22 protein-coding genes are annotated in these 20,247 nt (G+C 37.9%); 6 read left to right on the forward strand and 16 right to left on the reverse strand.

Features of this window, described 5'->3' with window-relative positions; genetic code table 11:
* Window positions 1–2 precede the first annotated feature (2 nt).
* The 3 genes from B5488_RS11110 to nadD are packed head-to-tail and all read left to right on the forward strand — an operon-like array spanning window position 3 to window position 2,031.
* The gene (locus tag B5488_RS11110) at window positions 3–860 is read left to right on the forward strand and encodes a YicC/YloC family endoribonuclease (protein WP_079735323.1); all 858 of its coding nucleotides are present in this window, start codon (window positions 3–5) and stop codon (window positions 858–860) included.
* On the forward strand, window positions 861–1,454 hold the full coding sequence (gene gmk / locus B5488_RS11115) for a guanylate kinase (RefSeq protein ID WP_079735324.1): 594 nt from the start codon (window positions 861–863) through the stop codon (window positions 1,452–1,454). It begins immediately after the preceding gene.
* Entirely contained in the window at window positions 1,447–2,031 is a 585-nt protein-coding gene (gene nadD, locus B5488_RS11120) for a nicotinate (nicotinamide) nucleotide adenylyltransferase (RefSeq protein ID WP_079735325.1), read from the forward strand. Before gmk ends, nadD begins: the two co-directional genes overlap by 8 nt.
* A 152-nt stretch (window positions 2,032–2,183) precedes the next feature.
* Here nadD and lysM read toward each other — a convergent pair whose 3' ends face one another.
* Window positions 2,184–2,687 carry a peptidoglycan-binding protein LysM gene (lysM, locus tag B5488_RS11125; protein WP_079735326.1) on the reverse strand — a complete coding sequence of 168 codons (504 nt, stop codon included), beginning with the start codon at window positions 2,685–2,687 and terminating at the stop codon, window positions 2,184–2,186.
* 445 nt (window positions 2,688–3,132) lie between these two features.
* On the opposite strand from lysM, the gene B5488_RS11130 reads away from it, so the two are divergent.
* Window positions 3,133–4,128 (forward strand): NAD(P)H-dependent glycerol-3-phosphate dehydrogenase, encoded by a 996-nt coding sequence (locus tag B5488_RS11130; protein ID WP_079735327.1) that lies wholly within the window; start codon window positions 3,133–3,135, stop codon window positions 4,126–4,128.
* On the opposite strand, the gene B5488_RS11135 is transcribed toward B5488_RS11130, so the two are convergent.
* From B5488_RS11135 to B5488_RS11145, 4 genes are all read right to left on the reverse strand, one after another.
* A complete protein-coding gene (locus B5488_RS11135; RefSeq protein ID WP_079735328.1) occupies window positions 4,129–4,524 on the reverse strand; it encodes a hypothetical protein in 396 nt (131 codons plus the stop codon). It lies immediately after the preceding gene.
* Entirely contained in the window at window positions 4,524–4,691 is a 168-nt protein-coding gene (locus B5488_RS17885) for a hypothetical protein (protein ID WP_154045352.1), read from the reverse strand. Before B5488_RS17885 ends, B5488_RS11135 begins: the two co-directional genes overlap by 1 nt.
* Before the next feature lie 42 nt (window positions 4,692–4,733).
* Window positions 4,734–5,753 carry a phenylalanine--tRNA ligase subunit alpha gene (gene pheS / locus B5488_RS11140; protein WP_079735329.1) on the reverse strand — a complete coding sequence of 340 codons (1,020 nt, stop codon included), beginning with the start codon at window positions 5,751–5,753 and terminating at the stop codon, window positions 4,734–4,736.
* 66 nt (window positions 5,754–5,819) lie between these two features.
* The gene (locus tag B5488_RS11145; protein WP_079735330.1) at window positions 5,820–6,176 is read right to left on the reverse strand and encodes a hypothetical protein; all 357 of its coding nucleotides are present in this window, start codon (window positions 6,174–6,176) and stop codon (window positions 5,820–5,822) included.
* A gap of 213 nt (window positions 6,177–6,389) precedes the next feature.
* Here B5488_RS11145 and B5488_RS11150 point away from each other — a divergent pair, with 213 nt between their 5' ends.
* On the forward strand, window positions 6,390–6,935 hold the full coding sequence (locus tag B5488_RS11150) for a CvpA family protein (RefSeq protein ID WP_079735331.1): 546 nt from the start codon (window positions 6,390–6,392) through the stop codon (window positions 6,933–6,935).
* Window positions 6,936–6,980: 45 nt separating this feature from the next.
* Here B5488_RS11150 and B5488_RS11155 read toward each other — a convergent pair whose 3' ends face one another.
* The 11 genes from B5488_RS11155 to B5488_RS11205 all read right to left on the reverse strand — a co-directional run bounded on the left by B5488_RS11155 (window position 6,981) and on the right by B5488_RS11205 (window position 19,238).
* On the reverse strand, window positions 6,981–8,540 hold the full coding sequence (locus tag B5488_RS11155) for a SulP family inorganic anion transporter (protein WP_079735332.1): 1,560 nt from the start codon (window positions 8,538–8,540) through the stop codon (window positions 6,981–6,983).
* A gap of 170 nt (window positions 8,541–8,710) precedes the next feature.
* Window positions 8,711–9,001: a hypothetical protein gene (locus B5488_RS11160; RefSeq protein ID WP_079735333.1), complete on the reverse strand. Its 291-nt coding sequence runs from the start codon at window positions 8,999–9,001 to the stop codon at window positions 8,711–8,713.
* A 78-nt stretch (window positions 9,002–9,079) separates the two neighbouring features.
* Entirely contained in the window at window positions 9,080–9,829 is a 750-nt protein-coding gene (locus B5488_RS11165) for an SH3 domain-containing protein (protein ID WP_079735334.1), read from the reverse strand.
* 1 nt (window position 9,830) lies between these two features.
* On the reverse strand, window positions 9,831–11,585 hold the full coding sequence (locus B5488_RS11170) for a BatD family protein (RefSeq protein WP_079735335.1): 1,755 nt from the start codon (window positions 11,583–11,585) through the stop codon (window positions 9,831–9,833).
* Between the two features lie 59 nt (window positions 11,586–11,644).
* Window positions 11,645–12,628: a tetratricopeptide repeat protein gene (locus B5488_RS11175; protein ID WP_231919728.1), complete on the reverse strand. Its 984-nt coding sequence runs from the start codon at window positions 12,626–12,628 to the stop codon at window positions 11,645–11,647.
* 4 nt (window positions 12,629–12,632) lie between these two features.
* On the reverse strand, window positions 12,633–13,679 hold the full coding sequence (locus B5488_RS11180; protein WP_079735337.1) for a VWA domain-containing protein: 1,047 nt from the start codon (window positions 13,677–13,679) through the stop codon (window positions 12,633–12,635).
* Between the two features lie 20 nt (window positions 13,680–13,699).
* Window positions 13,700–14,704 (reverse strand): vWA domain-containing protein, encoded by a 1,005-nt coding sequence (locus tag B5488_RS11185; RefSeq protein WP_079735338.1) that lies wholly within the window; start codon window positions 14,702–14,704, stop codon window positions 13,700–13,702.
* Window positions 14,704–16,338 (reverse strand): LPXTG cell wall anchor domain-containing protein, encoded by a 1,635-nt coding sequence (locus tag B5488_RS11190; RefSeq protein ID WP_079735339.1) that lies wholly within the window; start codon window positions 16,336–16,338, stop codon window positions 14,704–14,706. The genes B5488_RS11185 and B5488_RS11190 overlap by 1 nt, the downstream gene beginning before the upstream one ends.
* Window positions 16,339–16,344: 6 nt before the next feature.
* Window positions 16,345–17,211, reverse strand: a complete 867-nt coding sequence (locus B5488_RS11195) for a DUF58 domain-containing protein (protein WP_079735340.1) — start codon at window positions 17,209–17,211, stop codon at window positions 16,345–16,347.
* 68 nt (window positions 17,212–17,279) lie between these two features.
* A complete protein-coding gene (locus B5488_RS11200) occupies window positions 17,280–18,284 on the reverse strand; it encodes an AAA family ATPase (RefSeq protein ID WP_079735341.1) in 1,005 nt (334 codons plus the stop codon).
* Between the two features lie 135 nt (window positions 18,285–18,419).
* Window positions 18,420–19,238, reverse strand: coding sequence for a DUF4382 domain-containing protein (locus B5488_RS11205; RefSeq protein ID WP_079735342.1), 819 nt, complete (start codon window positions 19,236–19,238; stop codon window positions 18,420–18,422).
* Window positions 19,239–19,392: 154 nt separating this feature from the next.
* Here B5488_RS11205 and B5488_RS11210 point away from each other — a divergent pair, with 154 nt between their 5' ends.
* The gene (locus B5488_RS11210; RefSeq protein WP_079735343.1) at window positions 19,393–20,142 is read left to right on the forward strand and encodes an SDR family NAD(P)-dependent oxidoreductase; all 750 of its coding nucleotides are present in this window, start codon (window positions 19,393–19,395) and stop codon (window positions 20,140–20,142) included.
* The last annotated feature ends 105 nt before the right edge of the window (window positions 20,143–20,247 follow it).

The following is a 20,247-nucleotide window of genomic DNA, read 5'->3' on the forward strand; positions in this document are numbered from 1 at the left end:
GCATGATTCAGTCAATGACAGGTTTTGGAAAAAGCATAACGCAACTTCCATCCAAAAAAGTAACCGTTGAGATCAAGTCGCTAAACAGCAAAAACCTTGATGTAAACGCCAGGATTCCTTCGCAATACCGCGAAAAAGAACTTCAACTAAGAAATACAATTTCTAAATCGCTTACCCGCGGAAAAGTGGATTTTTCCCTTTTTGTGGAAGTAACCGGTGAAGAAACTACGGCCTCTGTAAACAGAGGCGTAGTAAAAAATTATATGCAACAATTAAAAAGTATTGTTGAAGGTAACGATACCGAATTGCTTAAAATGGCAGTAAGAATGCCAGATGCGGTAACTACAGAACGAGAAGAAATAGACGAATCTGAGTTTAAAGCAATAGAAGCCGCGGTGATTGAAGCCCTGGAAGAGATTAACCAGTTTAGAACAGACGAAGGTGAAGCTTTGGAAAAAGACCTGAAACTTAGGGTGAATAATATTGCTGCTTTGCTAAAGGAAGTATTAAGAATTGATCCGGAAAGGGTTGATGCAGTAAAGGAACGCCTAAGAAAAGGAGTGGCCGATCTTAAAGAGAATGTAGACGAAAACCGTTTTGAACAGGAATTGGTTTACTATATTGAAAAATTTGACATTACCGAAGAAAAAGTAAGACTGGAAAATCATCTTTCTTATTTTAACGAAAGCATAAATTCCCAGGATTCCAACGGGAGAAAGCTTGGTTTTATTTCCCAGGAAATGGGTCGGGAGATCAATACAATTGGCAGTAAATCTAACTTTGCCCCTATGCAACAGCTCGTGGTGCAAATGAAGGATGAGCTTGAAAAAATTAAAGAACAACTTTTAAACGTACTCTAAATGAGCGATGGTAAACTTATCGTATTCTCGGCACCTTCAGGATCGGGAAAAACCACGATAGTCCAACATTTATTAAAGCACAAAGAATTAGATCTTGAGTTTTCTATCTCTGCCACTTCTCGTGAACCAAGAGGCGAGGAAAAAGACGGCCAGCATTATTACTTTCTTTCTTTAGAAGACTTTAAAAAGAAGATAAAAAACGACGAATTCCTGGAATGGGAAGAAGTTTACCGCGATAATTTCTACGGAACTTTAAAAAGTGAAGTAGAACGCATCTGGTCTCACGGAAAAAACGTGATTTTTGATATTGATGTGGTAGGCGGGCTGGATATAAAAAACATCTATCCAGAAAAAACCCTGGCTGTCTTTGTAAAGCCACCTAGTATTGAAGAGTTAAAAATCAGGTTGAAAAAGCGTAAGACTGAGAGTGATGATAAAATTAATATGCGTGTGGCAAAAGCCTCTATTGAACTGGCAACGGCTCCGCAATTCGATTTTATTATTGAAAATCATCATTTAGATACCGCGCTTCAGGAAGCTTACGACCTTGTGGCTTCTTATGTAGGCGTAAAAAATTCGGCTAAAAATGAATAGGAAAGTCGGTTTGTTTTTTGGGACTTTCAATCCAATTCATATCGGGCATCTTATTATTGCCAACCACATGGCTGAATTTTCAGATTTAGATGAAGTTTGGTTGGTGGTGACGCCGCATAATCCGCATAAAATTAAAAGCACGCTTTTGAAAAACCATCATCGCCTGGAAATGGTTTATAAAGCCTGTGAAGCTTATGAGCATTTAACGGCTTCTAATGTAGAATTTAGTTTACCTCAACCCAATTACACCAGTACTACCCTGGCGCATCTTCAGGAGAAATATCCTACCAACGAGTTTTGCCCAATCATGGGAGAAGACAACCTGAAAACTTTCCATAAGTGGAAGAATTACGAGGTGATTTTAGAAAATCATCAAATTTACGTTTACCCTAGAATTTCTGGCGGAAAGGTGGAGAATGAATTTAAAGATCATCCAAAAATTACCCGGATAATGGCTCCGGTGGTAGAAATTTCTTCAACTTTTATTAGAAAAGCGGTAAAAGAAGGAAAATTTATAAAACCCATGTTGCCCGATGCGGTTTGGGATTACATTCAACTGATGAATTTTTTTAAATAGCCTGAATAAAACAAAAGACTGTTTAAAAAATCTTATGTTAGCTGTTCTGGTTAGCTGATTGAACCTACTTTTTTCATGGTGGAACTACAAGCTATAGGACGTCGTCTGCCCTCAATGTAACAACCTCAAAAACTTTAAACAGTCTTTAATCTTTATTTCTTATCCAGGCGCGGAATTCGTAAAACCTGCCCCGGAAATATTTTATCGGGATCTTTAAGCATTGGTTTATTGGCTTCAAAAATCATGGTGTATTTATTGGCATCGCCATAATGTTCTTTGGCTATTTTGCTTAAATTTTCCCCTCTTTCTACCGTATGAAAACCAGATTCTGGCTCTTCAACCTTCACGGCCAATCTATCGTCTACCTTCGCAATTCCGTGAGAATTACCAATTACAAGTACTATTTTTTCACGCACAGCCTGTGAATCTGCCAGGCCATAAACTATAGCCGTATTATCTTCAATATCAATTACCGGGTTTTCCACCTTTAAATCCAGCTCTTTTATTGTATTTAAGAGCTTTTCTGCTGCTTTTGCATTCTCTTTTCGTATTATTTCTTTCTTCGCTTCAGAAATTTCTATGTTCTCTTCTTCCTGCTCCTTTTCTTTTCCGAAGATTTTTTCCCCGGCATCTTTTATAAATGAAAATATTCCCATGTCGCTGATTACTAAGTTAGTGAAAAGAAAAGTACAAAACGAAAATTGTATTCTCCTTACTCTTAGTCCTAAATTTTTGTTAGATTTTCACTCACTAATTGAGATATAAATCTTCCGGGGCTTGCCCAGATGTATTTACTGCTCGAAGAAAAGCTGATCTCAATTAAAACGAAAACCGCAAACTACAATAGAAATTGTGAGTTTGCGGTTTTCAACTAAATAACCAACCAAAAAAACTAAGAAAATCTGTCTTCATTTAAAAGAAGACTTCGTCGTCTATAGGAGAACGCAAAAAATTACCTGGAATTGTAAAATGGTTAATTTTATAGATGTTAAAGTTTTGTCTTCATTTCTTTGTTTATTCATTAAGATTCTGGTTTATAAACACAGTCTTTTTAGATATACTTAGAAAATTGCTTATTTTTGAATTACAGAAAACCAACCTATGGATAAGTCTCCAAAGTTTGCCGTAATTGGCGGCGGTAGCTGGGCTACTGCAATAGTAAAAATGCTAAGTGAAAATGTAGATACCATTTATTGGTATATGCGTAGCACCTACGCTATTGAGCATATTAAAAGACAAGAGCATAACCCTAATTACCTTAGCTCTGTTGAATTTGATAACGATCAATTAGAACTAAGCAGTGATATTAATAAAACAATTGCAGCTGCCGATTATATTATTTTCGCTATCCCATCGGCGTTTTTAAAGCGCGAATTAGACGCTTTAACGGTTTCCCTGGAAGATAAGATTATATTCTCTGCCATTAAAGGAATTGTGCCAGAGAGCAGCCTTATAGTAGGCGAACATTTTGAAGAATTTCATCACGTTCCCGCCGATAATATTGGAGTAATTACAGGTCCTTGTCACGCCGAAGAAGTAGCCCTGGAAAGACTTTCTTATCTCACTATTGCTTGTACTGACGAGGAAAAAGCAAAAATTGTAGCTAAAAACCTGGATAGTGAATACATTAAATGCAAAATAAGCGATGATGTTACCGGTACCGAATATGCCGCAATGCTGAAGAATATTTACGCCATTGCTGCCGGAATTGCCCACGGATTGGGTTATGGAGACAACTTCCAGAGTGTGTTAATGAGCAATGCCATTAAAGAAATGAAACGCTTTATTAAGAAAGTACATAGTATGAAGCGTAACATAAACGATTCTGCTTACCTGGGAGACCTTTTAGTAACAGGATACTCTGTATTTAGCCGAAACCGTATGTTCGGAAATATGATTGGAAAAGGCTACACCGTAAAAAGTGCACAAATGGAAATGAGTATGATTGCAGAAGGCTATTATGCTACCGAAAGTGCATATAAAATAAACAAAGATAAAGGTGCAAAAACGCCTATTATAAACGCTGTCTACGGAATTCTTTACGAAGGAAAAAATCCTAAAAAAGTGATCAAAAAACTAGCAGAAAAACTGACATAATTATTCGGCTAAAATTCCTTTATTTGGGATAATTGAAATTTCGCGCAAAGCTTTTTCGTTTACGCTGTTTTGTCTGAAAACATATTTCTTCTCGTACATTTTACCTTCAGAAAAGAAAGTCACCTGAAATTGATTATTCAGGGCAAGCACTTCCTCCTGGATAAATTCGATTTTAGCGAAAGATTTGGCCGGTAAATGTTCCAGTTTATGGCGAATAGTAGAAGTTTCTTTGTTTTTATCAAATCCCTTACTCACAATTAAAGCCATTTCAATAGCTTCATCCCTATCGTTTATAAGATATGCATTCCACTCATCTACTTTAAAAGCCTCGTTATAGACTTTTACAGCCGCTACATAAACTTTTTCAACCTTTGGTATATCAATGTCTTTCTTCACTAATCTTCAATCTTATTTTTAGCCCACTTGAATAATCCCCAAAGAATAAGTGCGGCAATAACTAATAAAATGGCACCTAAAGCCAGTTCAATTATCTCTACTGCAACCAAAATAATAATTACCCCAAGGGCAAGAATCCCGAAAATGACCAAACCAATTTTTTTCATAAGAATGTTATTTTGCTTTAGCTTTCGGCCAAGGCAGGTTAATTAAAACGACGATTTAAACTGCTCAAGGAATCTTAGGTCGTTTTCATAGAACATTCTTATATCGCCTATTTGATAAAGCAACATCGCGATGCGTTCTATTCCCATTCCAAAAGCAAATCCCGAATATTCTTTAGGATCTATATTACAATTTCTAAGCACATTGGGATCTACCATCCCGCAGCCCATAATTTCAAGCCAACCGGTTCCCTTGGTAATTCTATAATCGGTTTCGGTTTCAAGGCCCCAGTAAATATCTACCTCGGCACTTGGCTCGGTAAACGGAAAATAAGAAGGCCTTAACCTAATCTTTGATTTTCCGAATAATTGTTCTGTAAAATAAAGCAAAGTTTGCTTAAGATCGGCAAAGCTTACATTTTTATCAATATAAAGTCCTTCTACCTGGTGAAAAATACAATGGGAACGTCCTGAAATTGCCTCGTTTCTAAAAACTCTTCCAGGAGAAATTGTTCTAATTGGGGGTTTGTTATTTTCCATATAACGCACCTGCACCGAAGAAGTGTGCGTACGCAATAATATATCTGGATCTGTTTGAATAAAAAAAGTATCCTGCATATCACGAGCCGGGTGATATTCCGGAAGGTTTAGTGCTGTAAAATTATGCCAGTCGTCTTCCATTTCGGGCCCTTCAGAAACATTAAAACCAATGTTTGAAAAGATCTCAATAATCTGGTTTTTTACAATAGAAATAGGATGTCTCGCACCAATCTCTACAGGTTCTCCCGGTCTGGAAAGGTCGCCGTAAACTCCGCTTTCTTCCTGTTTGCTTTCCAGCATTTCTTTAAGCTGTGCAACTTTAGCCTCAGAAGCTTTTTTAAGGGAATTCACTGCCTGGCCAAATTCCTTTTTTTGCTCGTTAGGCACTTCTTTAAATGAAGCGAAGAAATCGTTTAAAATTCCTTTTTTACCAAGATATTTTATTCTGAAAGCTTCTACTTCTTTCGCCGATTCGGTTTTAAAAGCTTCTACTTCACCAATATGTTGCTTTATTTTATCTATCATGAGATCCTGTTCTTTTCAGAAGGGCAAATTTAGTAAAAATGTAGTTTTAGGCAGCACGTGGCGCCTTTAATCTATGTACTCGTTATTGATAAAATAATTTACAATGGCTTCTTTCATTAAAACCGATTGCTCACCGGCCTTCAAGGTGGGTAATTGTTCTAAAATTTTATAATGCGGCCATCCTTCTTCATCAAAATAATCAAATTCATAATATCCGTAAGGTTCCAGCAAACGGCAAATAGCAATATGCATTAAATCAATTTTATGGTCTTTTTTGAATTTCTTGTGAGGCTGGCCCAATTCCTGAACGCCAATTACATAAATTATCGCATCCAGCTCCATTGATTCTCCATCGGCAAACTGGTTAGAAAGTTTCTTTTGCAAACCTTCCCACCTGCCTTTCAAATTTTCGTCTCGTGTCATGCTGCAAAGATAATGTCTTAGTATTTGAAAATACTCCCCTAACAGATTTGATTTCTTTCAATTTTAGCTGCTAAAAACTTACCTAAGGTATTTTACTCGATAATCGAGATTTAATGCTTTGTCCCGACATTTCGGGATACCTCGAAATTGAATTTTTTTTTTCAATGAATGCCTCGTAACCTTGCTCCGAGGTAGTTTACCTATATTTGAAATATGAACACAGTAGATATTGTCCTGGCTTTAATCCTGCTTTACGGACTCGTTAGAGGTTTTTTTAGAGGCCTACTGGCCGAAATTGCTTCCCTGGTAGGTATTGTAGCCGGTATTTATGGGGCCATTCATTTTTCGCATATTTTAAGCGATTTCTTTTCTGAAAATATGAATTGGGATTCAGATTATGTTAACCTTATCGCTTTCGCCATCACTTTTGTGCTTATTGTTTTTCTAATCTCCCTTGCCGGAAAGATTTTAACTAAAATGGCCGGTTTTGCCGCCCTTGGCATTGTGAATAAATTGCTTGGCGCTGCTTTTGGCTTATTAAAAATGGCGTTTTTAGCGAGTGTGGTTATTATGTTTTTTGGCGCTACAAACGAAGAAATAGATTTGGTAAGTGAAGAAAGCCTGGAGGAATCTAAATTATATGCTCCTGTAAAAACTATAGCTCCGGCAATACTCCCTTCTATTATAAGAGAAGCCAGAGAAAGGGATATATTAAATGAAGAAAATGATTTCTTCGGAAATAAAAAAGAGGAAGTCTAACGTGTAGACTTCCTCTTTTTAAAAACTAGTTTTTAACTTACAGGTTTAAAGCGGAACATCTAAGCCAAAGTATCTCCTGAAACTATCAGGGTTTGTCACTTCCCCTTTACCGGACAATAGTTTAATGGTGATATCCTTACGTTTTGCTTTTACAGCGAATTCATCTAAAATTTCTAAAACATCATAATCCAGCACCCTGGTTTTTCTTACATCAAGAATTACCGTAGAGTTATCAGGGATTTCATTTAATTCTCTTAGAATGGCGCCTTTGTTTAAGAAAGATAGCTCTTCTGCGAGAGTAATCTTGTACTGGCCATCATTAACATCGTACCCTTCTTTATGCAGAAAGTGAGAGTTTTTGTAGCTATTAATTAAAATAACCCCAATACCTACTGCAAGTCCAAGTCCTATACCCATTAAAAGATCTAAAAATACAACACCAAGAATGGTAATTATAAAAGGAAGAAATTGCCCTTTTCCTAATTTAAACATTTGCTTGAATAAAGCCGGTTTAGCCAACTTGTAACCTACCAGCAGAAGAACTGCGGCAAGTACGGCCAAAGGAATCATATTTAAGACTGTTGGAATAGCGATAATGGAGAAAAGGATAAGAAAACCGTGTAAAATGGCAGACAATTTTGTTCTACCACCAGATTGTGCATTGGTAGAACTCCTTACAATTACCTGTGTAACCGGCAAACCACCGATAAGTCCAGATATCATATTACCAGCTCCCTGTGCATAAAGCTCACGGTTGGTGTTTGTGGTTCTTTTTAAAGGGTCTATTTTATCTATGGCTTCAACACTTAATAAAGTTTCTAAACTGGCAACAATGGCAATGGTTATTGCAACAATCCATACTTCAGAATTAGCGATCTCAGCAAAGTTAGGCATAGAAAATTGCCCAAAGAAAGAGGCAGCACTATCTGGTACAGGTACGGTTACTAATTGAAAATCCTGGATCCCAAAAGCAGGACCATCTACTACAATATAGTAAACTACCCCCATAGCAACGGCTACTAGAGGTCCTGGAACAATGCTGAATAATTTGCTCTTTTTTGTAAGCACTTTTTCCCACAATAGTAAGATTGCCAGGGCAACAAGAGTGATTAATATACTACCATAATGAAGGTTATTAGCTATTTTACCAAATGCAGAACCAATTCCGCCGTCGATAGAGAAAATTTCTAAATCACTGGAAAAGCCCAGGACGTTTGGAATTTGTGAAATAGCAATGGTAATACCTATACCGGCGAGCATACCCTTAATTACCGATGAAGGGAAATAATACCCAATAATACCGGCTTTTAAAGCTCCCATTACAATTTGAAGAAGCCCGGCTATTACAACGGCAACCAGGAATATTTCATAGCTACCAAGTGATTGAATGGCTCCTAAAACAATAACTGCAAGGCCGGCAGCAGGACCACTTACCCCTAATTGAGAATTTGAAATACTCCCTACAACTATACCTCCAACCATACCGGCAATTAAACCGGCAAACAATGGGGCTCCACTGGCAAGTGCAATTCCCAAACACAACGGAATGGCTACAAAAAATACTACAATACTTGCCGGGAAATCTTTATTAAGATGTTTAAACATATGACGCTTTATTAATTGAGACCTAAGTAAAATTTTAACTTAGAAGTGTCTCTATAATCTAATTTCTAAAAATGTTGAATAGAATTTTTGATAACATTCTAAATACGAATGCCATAGATTCTGCAGAAGGTGCAGAAAGTTCATAAAAATTCAGAAAAAGTTAAATTAGATTAAGCGTTCTTGGGTGGCGGGAAGATAACGTCTAAAAATACCACAGGATAACTTTCGGTATAAAAATCTCCGGTATAATCCTGTTCCTGAAGAAAATGTATACTGGCATAATTGGTATGTTGCTCTTCAAAATTAAATTCCAGGTTAATCTGGTTTTTTGAAGAACTTTCCTCTTCATTTACATTAAAGGCAAAAGAAACATCTACAGAATTATCTATGTAGGCAACAATGCTAGGCGTTGCTATAAATGCCAGAAAAATAAATGTTAGTATGTAGACCGGTGTTTTCACAGCGGCAAAAATAACAAGAAATGCTTCTAACTAGCAAGAAATACTCATACTTTAATGTTAAACTAATATCAATATTTCTTATAGTCGCTTCAAATTATTATTCTCTGTCCATCCCTGTGTTCCATTAGACAGCTCTAATTTTACCCATCCCTGGTAATCTTCCAGTACTTTGGCTTTTGTGCCTTCATGCAAGTTAAAAGCGGTATCAGCCCGCTGGGAAGGTTCATTCTTTATGGCTGCTTCTTCAGTAAAAATAATAGCGAATTGATTGTTGAATTGAATCTCCTGCTGATGGAATGCAAAGAATACTGAAATTCCGCCTAATAAAAATATAAAGATCGCAAATCCAAACAACGCCCGCTTTATAAGAGGTTTTCTACTAAAATAATAGAATATGAAAAGTACCGCAAAAATTACTGATAACGCAATTGAAAAGTAAGCCCAGGTATTATAGGAAAAGGTAGAAAGAAATTGATTAATTCTTTTTTCAAAACCCGTTTCTTCAATAACCGGAATATCATCTATAGTCATGCTACGCGCAAATTCTATATTATTCTGCACATCCTCATCGGTAGGATCTAACTGCAAAGCCTTCTCGTAATAATAGATACTTGGGGCCACATTATTTAATTTATAATGTGCATTTCCAAGATTATAATAGGTTGCTACTGAAGTTTTCCCATTTTCGAGTATTTCTTCATATTTGGCTATGGCCGTGTCAAAATCATCGTTTGTGTAGGCTTCATTTGCTTCCTCAAAAAGCGTTGGGTTTTGCGCCTGAGTTGCAGCCGAAACAAATATTAGGAAAATTAATACCAGCTTTTTCATACTAAATCTCTTTATCCAGTTTTGAAATTACTTTTACAGCCTTATCGTAATCTTCCTGCTGCGCAGAATTTGATGCCGGCGTGTACCTGGCAAACTCACAACTTTTTAAAACCTCAATAAAATCAGTAGACGTTTCATCAGGAACATTTTTCTCCTTCAATATTTCTAAAATACGATCTTTACTCATTTCAGAAGTTTGAATATGGAGTTTCGCTTTTAGGTAATTGTGCATTGCCCGCTCCAGGGATTCATAAAAAGTTTGCTGATCGCCAAGGTTCTTCTTCGCTTCAGAAAGATATTTTCTCGCCAGTTTATTCGCTTTTTTAAGTCTATTTCCCTGAACATCTGCAGCAATAGCTTCTCTCTTTTTTCCGAATAAAATAAAGAGTGGAATCACGGCAAATGGTAAAAGAAGAGAACCCCAATAAGTCCATGACCTAAAAAAGGCTTGCTGCTCTAATGGCTTAAGATTGGTTTGAGTTTTTATAAACCTAAATTGTTCTAAAGGTAAATTAACCGCTTGTTTATTATTTTCTGCAATTCCGCCTCCAGAAGTATTAACCGGACCTTCTTCTACATCTATCACAATTTCTTGAGAAGACAGGCTTTTATAAGTTTCGCTCTGCGGATCAAAATAAGAGAAATTTAGCGGCTTAATTGGATACTGACCCTTGCGTGTTGGCACAATAGTGTAGTTGTCTATAATACTCCCCTGTTTCCCGTTAAGCGTTGTGGTAACGTTTTCTATTCTTTCAGGGCTATACATTTCTAATGAAGATGGCACTTCTAGCGCGGGTAATTCAAATAAATTTAAATTCCCATTTCCCCTAATTTCCACTTTAGCCTCCAATGATTCTGATGATTTTAGCTTTTCTTTAGTAGTACTCACATCCATGCTAAATTTTCCAACCGCGCCGGTAAATCCTGCAGGTTTACCATCGGGTAAAGACTTAACATCTATAGTCCTGGTACCGGCAGCGACTGTTTTATTTATGGTTTTGTAAATTCTACTACCAAAAATATCCCGCCTGTCACTGGGCACATCTACCGAAACTGACAAGGTAAGGGGTTCCAGTTCCAGCTCTCCCGTTTTCTGCGGATATAGCACCGCTTTTTTAAGTACTACGTAGCGGTAAGGTTGCCCTTTGTACTCGCCATTTTCAGGCCTTAACTCCCTTATTTCGATATTTTGACTCCAGAAATCTGAAAACTTAGGACTATCTACTTCCCTAAAATTGCTCACGCTAATTCGCGGACTTACAAATAGCTTATAAACTACGGTAATTCCTTCATTTAAATAAGGATTGGGATTAGAAATTTCGGCCACCAAATGAAGGTTGTCTGAAGCAATTAGATCTGAATTATCACCATCGGTAGGTTGATCTACCGCAGCGGTAACCTGAATGTCTATAGGGGTTGTTTTATAAATTTTATCGTCTATGGTAATCTCTGCCTGGGTAATGGTTTTACTGCCACGAGAAATGGGCTGTAGGTAATAGGAATAGGTTTTAGAATAAGTACGGTCACCATTAATCCAACGATTGCTCACCGACTGGTTTGGGCCACCTACAACGGTAAAACCATCAAAAGAAGGAGGCCGAAAATTATCGCCATCCTGGTTCATTTCAAAATCTACCCTAAGGCGTTCGTTTACCCCAAGTTTGTCCTTGCTCACTTTGGCTTCGAACTTCACCTGGGCCTGTAAACCAAAGCCGGTAAAAAATAAAATGCTAAGTATTAAAAATTTCAACTTCATCTATAAAAATTCCTTTCTTTAGGATAAGTATGATTTGGGAAAGAAATGTATCAAAAATTTTACCAATCTTTCTCAGATTGCACTTTGGCACCTTTTTGCTTTTCCGCATTTATTTTATCCTGCACCTTTCTTTCTTCATTATTCATCGCCTCCAGCAAACTTTGAATTTGTTCTGGTGACAATTGTCCCTGAGCCGGTTGGGGTTGGGGCTGGCCTTGCTCTGGTTCCTGCTGCTCTTCTTCCTGATCACCCTGGCCATCTTGTTGCTCCTGCTCATCCTGGTCGCCTTCCTGTTCCTCCTGTTCCTGATCTTGTTGATCCTGGTCACCTTCGTTATCTCCCTCACCATTTTGATCCTGCTGATCTTCGTTTTCCTGATCCTGATTCTGATCCTGATTTTCCTGATCCTGCTCGTCCTGGTCTTCATTCTCATCATCGCCACCGTCCTGGTTTTCGTCCTGATTTTCCTGTTCCTCTTCCAGCATTTTTTTAGCCAGCGCTAAATTATACCGGGTTTCATCGTCGGTGGGATCATTTCGCAATGCATCTTTATAGGCATCTACCGCTTCCTGATACATTTTTTGCTTCATATAAGCATTCCCTAAATTATGGTTGGCTTTGTGTCTGGTAGTTTTGTTCTCAGCAACCTCAGCCGCCTGTTTATAGCGTTGAGCCGCCTGCGGTGTATTCTCCCGGGTATAATACATATTACCCATATTATATCGCGCATCGCTGTTTTCAGGATCTTTTGCGATTGCTTTTCTATATGCAGCCTCAGCTTCAGGAAAATTATTCTCTCCTAAAGCTACATCAGCATCCTGCATAAATTGCCGTGCTTCCTTTTGGGCTTTTTCTCTTTCTTTATCACTTTGTTGCTGGGCTATTACCGGAAATCCAAGTACCAACCCAAAAAACACACATAAACTAACTCGAAGAAAGCTCAAAAAGAATTGAGAGCCAGGTGAATATTTGGATTTGGCGGCAAACCCCATAGTATTTAAATCTCGATTATCGAGTAATATGTTTGCTGAAAAACCTCTCATTGAATCACTCCTCTATTTTTCTTTTTTCGTTGAATAAATTCAGCTTTCTTATCCAGCTGGTTTTTCTTTCTAGCATAAATACATCCAGCAATAGCAATAGGATTGCCAAACCTACAAACCACTGAAACTGGGATTTATAATCGGCAAATTGTTTGGCTTCAAATTCTGTTTTTTCAATAGTAAGCAACTCTTCCTGGACTTTTTTGGTTACTTCAGCAGTTACGCTTCCATCTATATATTCGCCATTTGTTTCTTTAGCAATTTCCTGAAGTATTGCCGGGTCAAGTTTTGTAATTACTGTTTCTCCCTGGCTATCTTTTTTATAATTCTGAACCACTCCATTCCGTTTTATAGGAATTGGGCCTCCCTTGGTGGTTCCTACTCCTATGGTGTAAATTCTAATTCCGGCTTCAGCTGCCTGTTCGGCCATATCTTCAACATTCCCTGCGTGATCCTCTCCATCACTTAGAATAAACATCACCCGGTTAGTTTGCTGGTTATCGTCAAAAAAACCGGTTGCCAACTCTATGGCCTCACTAATCGCTGTACCCTGCGACGAAATCATATCGGTATTTAAGCTTTCCAGGAACATTTCTGCCGATCCGTAATCGGTGGTAATTGGCAACTGCGGAAAAGCGCTCCCTGCATAGGCTATAATTCCAACCCGGTCACTTCCCAAATTTCCAATTATTTGTCTAACCAATTGCTTCGATTTCTCTAATCTATTGGGTGCAATATCTTCGGCCTCCATACTTTTTGAAACATCTACAGCAAAAACAATGTCTACCCCTTCGCGTTTTACGGTTTCTAACTGAGAACCTAGCTTAGGATTTACAAGCCCAAAAATTAAGCTGGCAAGTGAGCCAAGAATGAACAATAACTTTAAAACAGGCTTAAATGCCGATTTGTTTGGTGATAAAAAACTTAGAAGTTCAGGTTTGGCAAACCTGGAGCGTGCGCGCTTCTGCCAAAGCCTAAAAATAAGGTATAGCAAGATTACCACCGGAATAAGCAGTAAAAGCCATAAATATATTTTCTCTTCTAAGATCATTAAACCTTCTTTTCCAATTTTTAAATAAAGCCTCTAAATACCGTATACCGCAAGATTATTTCAAAAAGCAATAATCCTAAAGCCAGTAAAGCATAAGGCCTGAATTTTTCGGTATAATTATAGTATCTGAATTCTTCTATTTCAGATTTTTCGAGGCTGTCTATTTCTTCATAAATCTCCTCGAGAGTTTCATTATCAGTTGCCCTAAAATATTTTCCGCCGGTATCTGCAGCGATTTGCTGTAATAAAGCTTCATCTATTTCAACTTTTTGAACCCCATATTGAAACCTTCCGTTAGGTAAAACTCCTACCGGTGTAAGCGCATTCCCATTACTTCCCACGCCAATGGTATAGGTTTTTATCCCAAATTCTACGGCCAGCTCACTGGCGATTTTTGGATCTATAAACCCGGAATTATTTACACCATCAGTCAGCAAAATTATCACCTTACTTTCAGCATCGCTATCTTTTAAGCGGTTTACCGAAGTTGCCAGGCCTGAGCCGATTGCCGTCCCACTTTGCAAAATATTACTGTATTCAATTTCTTCAATTGCTCTTAAAGCAATACTTTTATCACTGGTAATAGGCGTTTTTGTGAAACTTTCCCCCGCAAAAAGTACAAGACCAATTCTATCTGTAGGACGATTTTCTATAAATTCAGCACCTACTTCTTTTACAGATTCCAGGCGATTAGGTTCAAAATCCCTGGCCAGCATACTTGCTGAAACATCTATGGCCATTACAATATCTATACCCCTAATATTGCTGCTTTGTGTGGTCACATCTACCGTTCTTGGCCGCGCCATTGCTACAATTAATAAAGCTAAAGCCAGTAACCGCAGTACAAAAAGTATGGGTTTTAATTTTGAAAGCAGCGATTGCTTTACTTTAAAACCTTTAACGCTAGACATTCTAAGTTCTGGAGTTTGCTGCTTTCGTTTCCAGAAATACCAGGCCGTTGCATGCAAAAGCAGCAATAACAGCCAGAAAAATTCTGGATTTTCGAATGTATGGTTAGCAAACATCAATTAGACTGATTTCTTAATTCTATAGAATTTTCTACTCGTTGTAAAATTTCTTCGGCATACTCATCGTCTTCGTCAAAAACTACCATAACCTGCTGAAAACCGCTATTTTCACCAAAGTTTAGTATAGCATATTCCTTTTTAATTGGGCCGCCGGTAATTGGGTTTTCAAGATCAAAAGTTCCAAAAACCTTTATTCCTTTGGCGTTATTTATAGTAGAAAATTCTTCTTCTTTCATAATAATATTACGGGCACCCTGACTCTCCAGGTTTTCATAAATTCCGTCTACCGCTTTTTCCAAATCAAAATCGCCTTGTGGGTTAACCGGCCCTGTAATAAGTAAAATATATAGATTGCCTTCCAGGGTGCCTGAATCAAAGGTTTCACTGCCCAACAACATTTCCTGGAGCTCGTCTCCTCTTTTTACATCGTGCCTCATTAAAACTTCGGGTGTGGTAATTGTAACGGTGGGAGTTCCATACTCACTTTTAATCCAATCGCCTTCAAGCAATTCCTTGGTTTCATTCCCAAATACTGAATCTTTTACGAAACCGAAACCTTTAGTATTTACTAAAATAGCAACCACTATAATTCCCAGAATAAGAATGCCTCCTATAACCGCAATAATTCTTCTTTTTCTTCTCTTTAAAAGTATTTCCCTGCGATAATTTTCATCCTGCATCAATTCTTCCTCGGTAGGTTCAGGAACCACCTGCCTAATGTCTTTAATTAAATGCTCGACTTTGGTGCGATCGCTTTTTGCAGTAATTACATCGGGTCGCGAATTGGCAAATTTGGCCAAATCGGCTCGTCTTAATAGTTGCTGAAGATTGTCTATAGATTTATCTTTCAGGCTTAACTCCCCAGCCTGTTTTTTCAGCTCCAAATAAGCGATAAGGTCTGAAGTTGTGCTTTCCAACGCCCTGTCATAGATTTTCCTATCCAGGTATTTCCTTACAATAAAGGTGAGTTGTGAATAATACTCTTTAATCTCTCTGTCTTGCAGTAAAGATGAATTGTCCAGCTGTTTCAGCTCAAACATAGCCTGCTCGTAAGGCGGTAATTCTGGCTCGGCTTCTTTTCTCTTTTTTCTTCTTTTGAAGAAATAAAATGCAAGCCCAATCAAAGCCAATATAGCAAGTAACCACCAAACCCAGTTTGGAATACTAAAAGGTTTTGGTACATCTACCGCCGGTTTTATAGGATACATTTTCTGCCGGGTGGTATCAACCTTTACATCGGCAACCTCAACCCTAAAAGAATCGGTTAAGTATTCCCGGTTTTGAATAATAATTTTTTGCTGCGGAATAGTATATGCTCCTGAATCGAACTGGGTAAGCGAATATTTCTTTAAAAGTCTAAAACGGCCTTCTACCGTAGTAGTATCGGAACCTAAAGACTCTACCATTTCCATAGGATCAAAAGTTTGCCCTTCAGGAAAAACCACCAGATTGGTTGAATCGGTTTCTACTTCAATACTAAAAATAATTTGCTCTCCGATTTTGATGGAAGAAGAATCTATTTTAGCATTTATTTGAGGTTCCTGGGCAAAAGCCTGAAAAGATAACAACAGAAAAAGCAGCAAGGCTGCCGCTTTATAAATATTTAATGTTGTTGTTAATCTATTATTCATTTGTTTTTAACCTCTTCTTTTAAAATAGCCCAGTAATTTTTTTACGTAACTCTCGTCTACGCGATTATTGATCACCCCTGCACCGCTAAGCGTAAAGCTTTCGTTAAAATAAGCTGCTCTTCCGCGATAATATTCAGCATAATTTTTTCTAACCGATTTTGAGCCGGTATTTACAGTAACATACTCGCCTGTTTCTTCATCCAACATTTGTACCAGACCTAAATTGGGAATCTCTTCTTCAGCCGAATCGTAAACCCTAATTCCCGTAACATCGTGTTTATTGCCTGCAATCTTTAAAGTTTGCTGATAATCGTCGTCCATAAAATCTGAAAGCATAAAGACAATCGCCTTTTTCTTCATCACATTAGACAGATATTTTATAGCGACAGCTATATCGGTTTTCTTAGACTTTGGCTTAAACTCTATTAGCTCTCTTATAATGCGCAATACATGATAACGTCCTTTTTTAGGCGGAATATAAAGTTCTATTTGATCTGAAAAAAGCATCAGCCCAATCTTGTCATTGTTTTGAGTAGCCGAAAAAGCCAGAGTAGCCGCAATTTCGGTAATTACATCCTTTTTGAGCTGATTTTGTGTTCCGAAGAATTCTGAACCCGAAACATCTACCATAAGCATCATGGTAAGCTCGCGCTCTTCTTCAAAAACCTTTATAAAGGGTTCGCTGTAGCGTGCAGTTACGTTCCAGTCTATATTTCTAACATCATCGCCAAATTGGTATTGTCGCACTTCGCTAAAAGTCATCCCACGGCCTTTAAAAGTAGAATGATACTCCCCGCCAAAAACGTGATCGCTCAAACGCCGGGTTTTTATTTCAATCTTTCTTACTTTTTTTAAAAGCTCTTTGGTGTCCATTAGGAAGCGGTTGTGTTTTTACACAGCAAATAATTGGAAAATGCAAAAATTAGGTGAAAAAATGAGATTTATGGTACTTCTATCTCGTTTACTATTTTATGCACAATATCTTCTGAAGTTACGTTTTCGGCCTCAGCCTCGTAGGTAATTCCAATTCTGTGACGAAGTACATCTAAAACCACCGCTCTAACGTCTTCAGGAATTACATATCCCCTGCGTTTTATAAAAGCATAACATTTTGAAGCTCTTGCCAGGTTTATACTTCCCCTTGGCGAAGCGCCAAAACTTATTAAAGGTTTTAGATCTTTTAAATTATATTTTTCAGGATTTCGAGTTGCAAAAATAATATCGAGAATATATTTTTCAATCTTTTCATCCATATAAACTTCCCTGGCGGCTTGTTGAGCACGTAAAATTTGCTCGATGCTCACCACAGGATTTACCTTTGGAAATTCTCCTCTAAGATTAGCTCGCATAATTAATTGCTCGTCGTTAATTTCGGGATAATCTATAACGGTTTTCAACATGAAACGGTCTACCTGAGCTTCAGGCAAAGGATAAGTCCCTTCCTGCTCCACCGGGTTTTGCGTAGCCATTACTAAAAACGGCTTATCTAAAATAAAAGTTTCTTCCCCAATGGTCACCTGCTTTTCCTGCATAGCTTCCAGTAAAGCCGATTGTACTTTTGCAGGGGCCCTGTTAATCTCATCTGCCAGGACGAAATTCGCAAAAATAGGTCCTTTTTTAATGCTGAAATCATTCAGCTTCATATTATAAATCATGGTTCCCACAACATCTGCAGGTAAAAGATCTGGTGTAAACTGAATTCGACTAAAACTGCCGTGAACGGCTTGGGAAAGTGTATTAATAGCCAGGGTTTTTGCCAAACCGGGAACACCTTCAAGCAAAATATGTCCCTGCCCCAATAAACCTATAAGCAAGCGCTCGATCATATGCTTCTGCCCTACTATAACCTTATTGACTTCTGTGTTAAGTAAATCTACAAAAGCACTTTCCCTCTCTATTTTTTCATTTAAACTTGCAATATCTACAGAGGCGTTGTTATCTATCATTTTATGCGTATTTAAGACCTTAAATTCGTGGCCGCAAATTGGAAAATTATTAGCGTTTAGGCTGTTAATGTATGGTTAAAAAACAAAAGAGCGGCCAAAAATAGCCGCTCTTTTTTTATGAGGTATTTATTCTAATTATTCTAAGTAAATAGTTTGAAGATCGTTTACTTCACCTTGTTCTACTTCTACATTGTCCTCGGTTATCATTTCCAGGCCGGTTTCAGCATCTGGTGTGATGGTTACCTGGTAGGTTCCTGCAGGAACACCGTGTAGCGCAAAATTCCCACCTTCATCGGTATAAGCTGAGATAGTATTACTTGCATTCTGGGCTTTTACCAAAGATCTAGTTTCGTTAGGATGCACTTCACCAACAATGGAACCGGTATTAGCCATAGCTGACATTCTAATTACAGGTTTTAGTATATATCCTGAATTTCCCGTTACCACAACAGATTCATCTACATCAAAATCCAGAAGGTATTCGTAACTTACTCCTGCCTCCAATTCCTTTTGTACATTTAATTTTAATCCAGATTGTTGTGCGCTTGGCGTAGCCATAGGGATTTCGTCTCCATCTATTACTACAGCATTGTCAGGTCCTAAAACCAATCTTATTTGATCAAGATAACCTGCAGGAATTTCAACATCGGCTAATAATTGTGATACTCCTCCGGTTAATTGTAACAGGTCATAACGGCCTGTTTCTACATTAGCAAGGCTTTCCCACGCTCCTTCTTCTTCACCAACTTCGGCTTCAGCTTTAATCATTACATCCTGAACATCTACCCAAACTTGATCGTAGTCTCCGGGAGCATCTGTCATTCTAACCGTTAACTGGGCGTTTCCTTCTTCTACTCCATTTTCATCATCATCACTACAACTGGTAAATCCAAAAGCAACTACTGCTGCAAGCAATAAGCTTTTTAATTTAAGGTTCTTCATCGTTCTTTTCATAAATAGGTTTATTAATTGTTTAGAGAGGAAAACGCAGCATAATCGATTTAATTTTATACAAGTACTGAGATTAACTAAATTTAACAGGATTTTAAATTGGATATGTAAGGACAACCTAGTTTCTTGTAGACACTTAATTGACACAAAAAAATTTATGAAAACAGCATTAATTACCGGCGCCACCAGCGGAATTGGAAGAGCTACCGCCAGAGCCCTCGCAAGAGAGGGCATTAATCTTGTTCTTTGCGGAAGAAGAGAAGAACGCCTGGATGAGTTAAAGAAAGAATTATCTAAAAGGGTGGCTGTCTCTACACTTTGCTTTGACGTTCGGGATAGAGAACAGGTTTTTAACAAAATAAAAAGTCTTCCAGAGAAATTTAGTGAAATAAATATTCTTATAAATAATGCTGGAAATGCCCACGGTTTAGACTCAATCCAGGAGGGAAATATAGACGATTGGGATGCAATGCTGGATATTAACGTGAAAGGCTTGCTCTACGTGAGCAAAGCGATTTTCCCTAAGATGATACATCAGGGTAGTGGGCATATCATCAATATTGGTTCTACCGCCGGGAAAGAAGTTTACCCAAACGGTAATGTTTACTGCGCCAGTAAATATGCAGTAGATGCCCTAAACCAGGCAATGCGAATAGACCTCAACAAACATGGAATTAGAGTTGGCGCCGTAAACCCCGGACTTACCCAAACAGAATTTAGCGAAGTGAGATTTAAAGGCGACTCCGAAAAGGCGAAAAGTGTTTATGATGGTTTTCAACCACTACGCCCAGAAGATATAGCCGATATAATCAGGTTTGTGGTCACAAGACCTTATCATGTAAATATTGCAGATTTAGTGGTGATGCCTACGGCGCAGGCGAATAGCACTACGGTGAATAAGAATTAATATTTCTTGAGATTTACTTCCTGCAAGGTTTTAAAAACCTTGTAGGTTTAGTTTTTGGAATACCTTAGGAATAAAAATATTGAAAAGTGATACGGTTTAACGCAG

It is taken from the genome of Salegentibacter salegens, from assembly GCF_900142975.1.
Classification (GTDB): Bacteria; Bacteroidota; Bacteroidia; order Flavobacteriales; family Flavobacteriaceae; genus Salegentibacter; species Salegentibacter salegens.

Excerpts from the sequence above, each read along its gene's own strand:
- B5488_RS11110 (WP_079735323.1), top strand. The coding sequence starts at position 3 with ATGATTCAGTCAATGACAGGTTTTGGAAAAAGCATAACGCAACTTCCA.
- gmk (WP_079735324.1), top strand. The coding sequence starts at position 861 with ATGAGCGATGGTAAACTTATCGTATTCTCGGCACCTTCAGGATCGGGA.
- nadD (WP_079735325.1), top strand. The coding sequence starts at position 1,447 with ATGAATAGGAAAGTCGGTTTGTTTTTTGGGACTTTCAATCCAATTCAT.
- lysM (WP_079735326.1), bottom strand. The coding sequence starts at position 2,687 with ATGGGAATATTTTCATTTATAAAAGATGCCGGGGAAAAAATCTTCGGA.
- B5488_RS11130 (WP_079735327.1), top strand. The coding sequence starts at position 3,133 with ATGGATAAGTCTCCAAAGTTTGCCGTAATTGGCGGCGGTAGCTGGGCT.
- B5488_RS17885 (WP_154045352.1), bottom strand. The coding sequence starts at position 4,691 with ATGAAAAAAATTGGTTTGGTCATTTTCGGGATTCTTGCCCTTGGGGTA.
- pheS (WP_079735329.1), bottom strand. The coding sequence starts at position 5,753 with ATGATAGATAAAATAAAGCAACATATTGGTGAAGTAGAAGCTTTTAAA.
- B5488_RS11145 (WP_079735330.1), bottom strand. The coding sequence starts at position 6,176 with ATGACACGAGACGAAAATTTGAAAGGCAGGTGGGAAGGTTTGCAAAAG.
- B5488_RS11150 (WP_079735331.1), top strand. The coding sequence starts at position 6,390 with ATGAACACAGTAGATATTGTCCTGGCTTTAATCCTGCTTTACGGACTC.
- B5488_RS11155 (WP_079735332.1), bottom strand. The coding sequence starts at position 8,540 with ATGTTTAAACATCTTAATAAAGATTTCCCGGCAAGTATTGTAGTATTT.
- B5488_RS11165 (WP_079735334.1), bottom strand. The coding sequence starts at position 9,829 with ATGAAAAAGCTGGTATTAATTTTCCTAATATTTGTTTCGGCTGCAACT.
- B5488_RS11170 (WP_079735335.1), bottom strand. The coding sequence starts at position 11,585 with ATGAAGTTGAAATTTTTAATACTTAGCATTTTATTTTTTACCGGCTTT.
- B5488_RS11175 (WP_231919728.1), bottom strand. The coding sequence starts at position 12,628 with ATGAGAGGTTTTTCAGCAAACATATTACTCGATAATCGAGATTTAAAT.
- B5488_RS11180 (WP_079735337.1), bottom strand. The coding sequence starts at position 13,679 with ATGATCTTAGAAGAGAAAATATATTTATGGCTTTTACTGCTTATTCCG.
- B5488_RS11185 (WP_079735338.1), bottom strand. The coding sequence starts at position 14,704 with ATGTTTGCTAACCATACATTCGAAAATCCAGAATTTTTCTGGCTGTTA.
- B5488_RS11190 (WP_079735339.1), bottom strand. The coding sequence starts at position 16,338 with ATGAATAATAGATTAACAACAACATTAAATATTTATAAAGCGGCAGCC.
- B5488_RS11195 (WP_079735340.1), bottom strand. The coding sequence starts at position 17,211 with ATGGACACCAAAGAGCTTTTAAAAAAAGTAAGAAAGATTGAAATAAAA.
- B5488_RS11200 (WP_079735341.1), bottom strand. The coding sequence starts at position 18,284 with ATGATAGATAACAACGCCTCTGTAGATATTGCAAGTTTAAATGAAAAA.
- B5488_RS11205 (WP_079735342.1), bottom strand. The coding sequence starts at position 19,238 with ATGAAAAGAACGATGAAGAACCTTAAATTAAAAAGCTTATTGCTTGCA.
- B5488_RS11210 (WP_079735343.1), top strand. The coding sequence starts at position 19,393 with ATGAAAACAGCATTAATTACCGGCGCCACCAGCGGAATTGGAAGAGCT.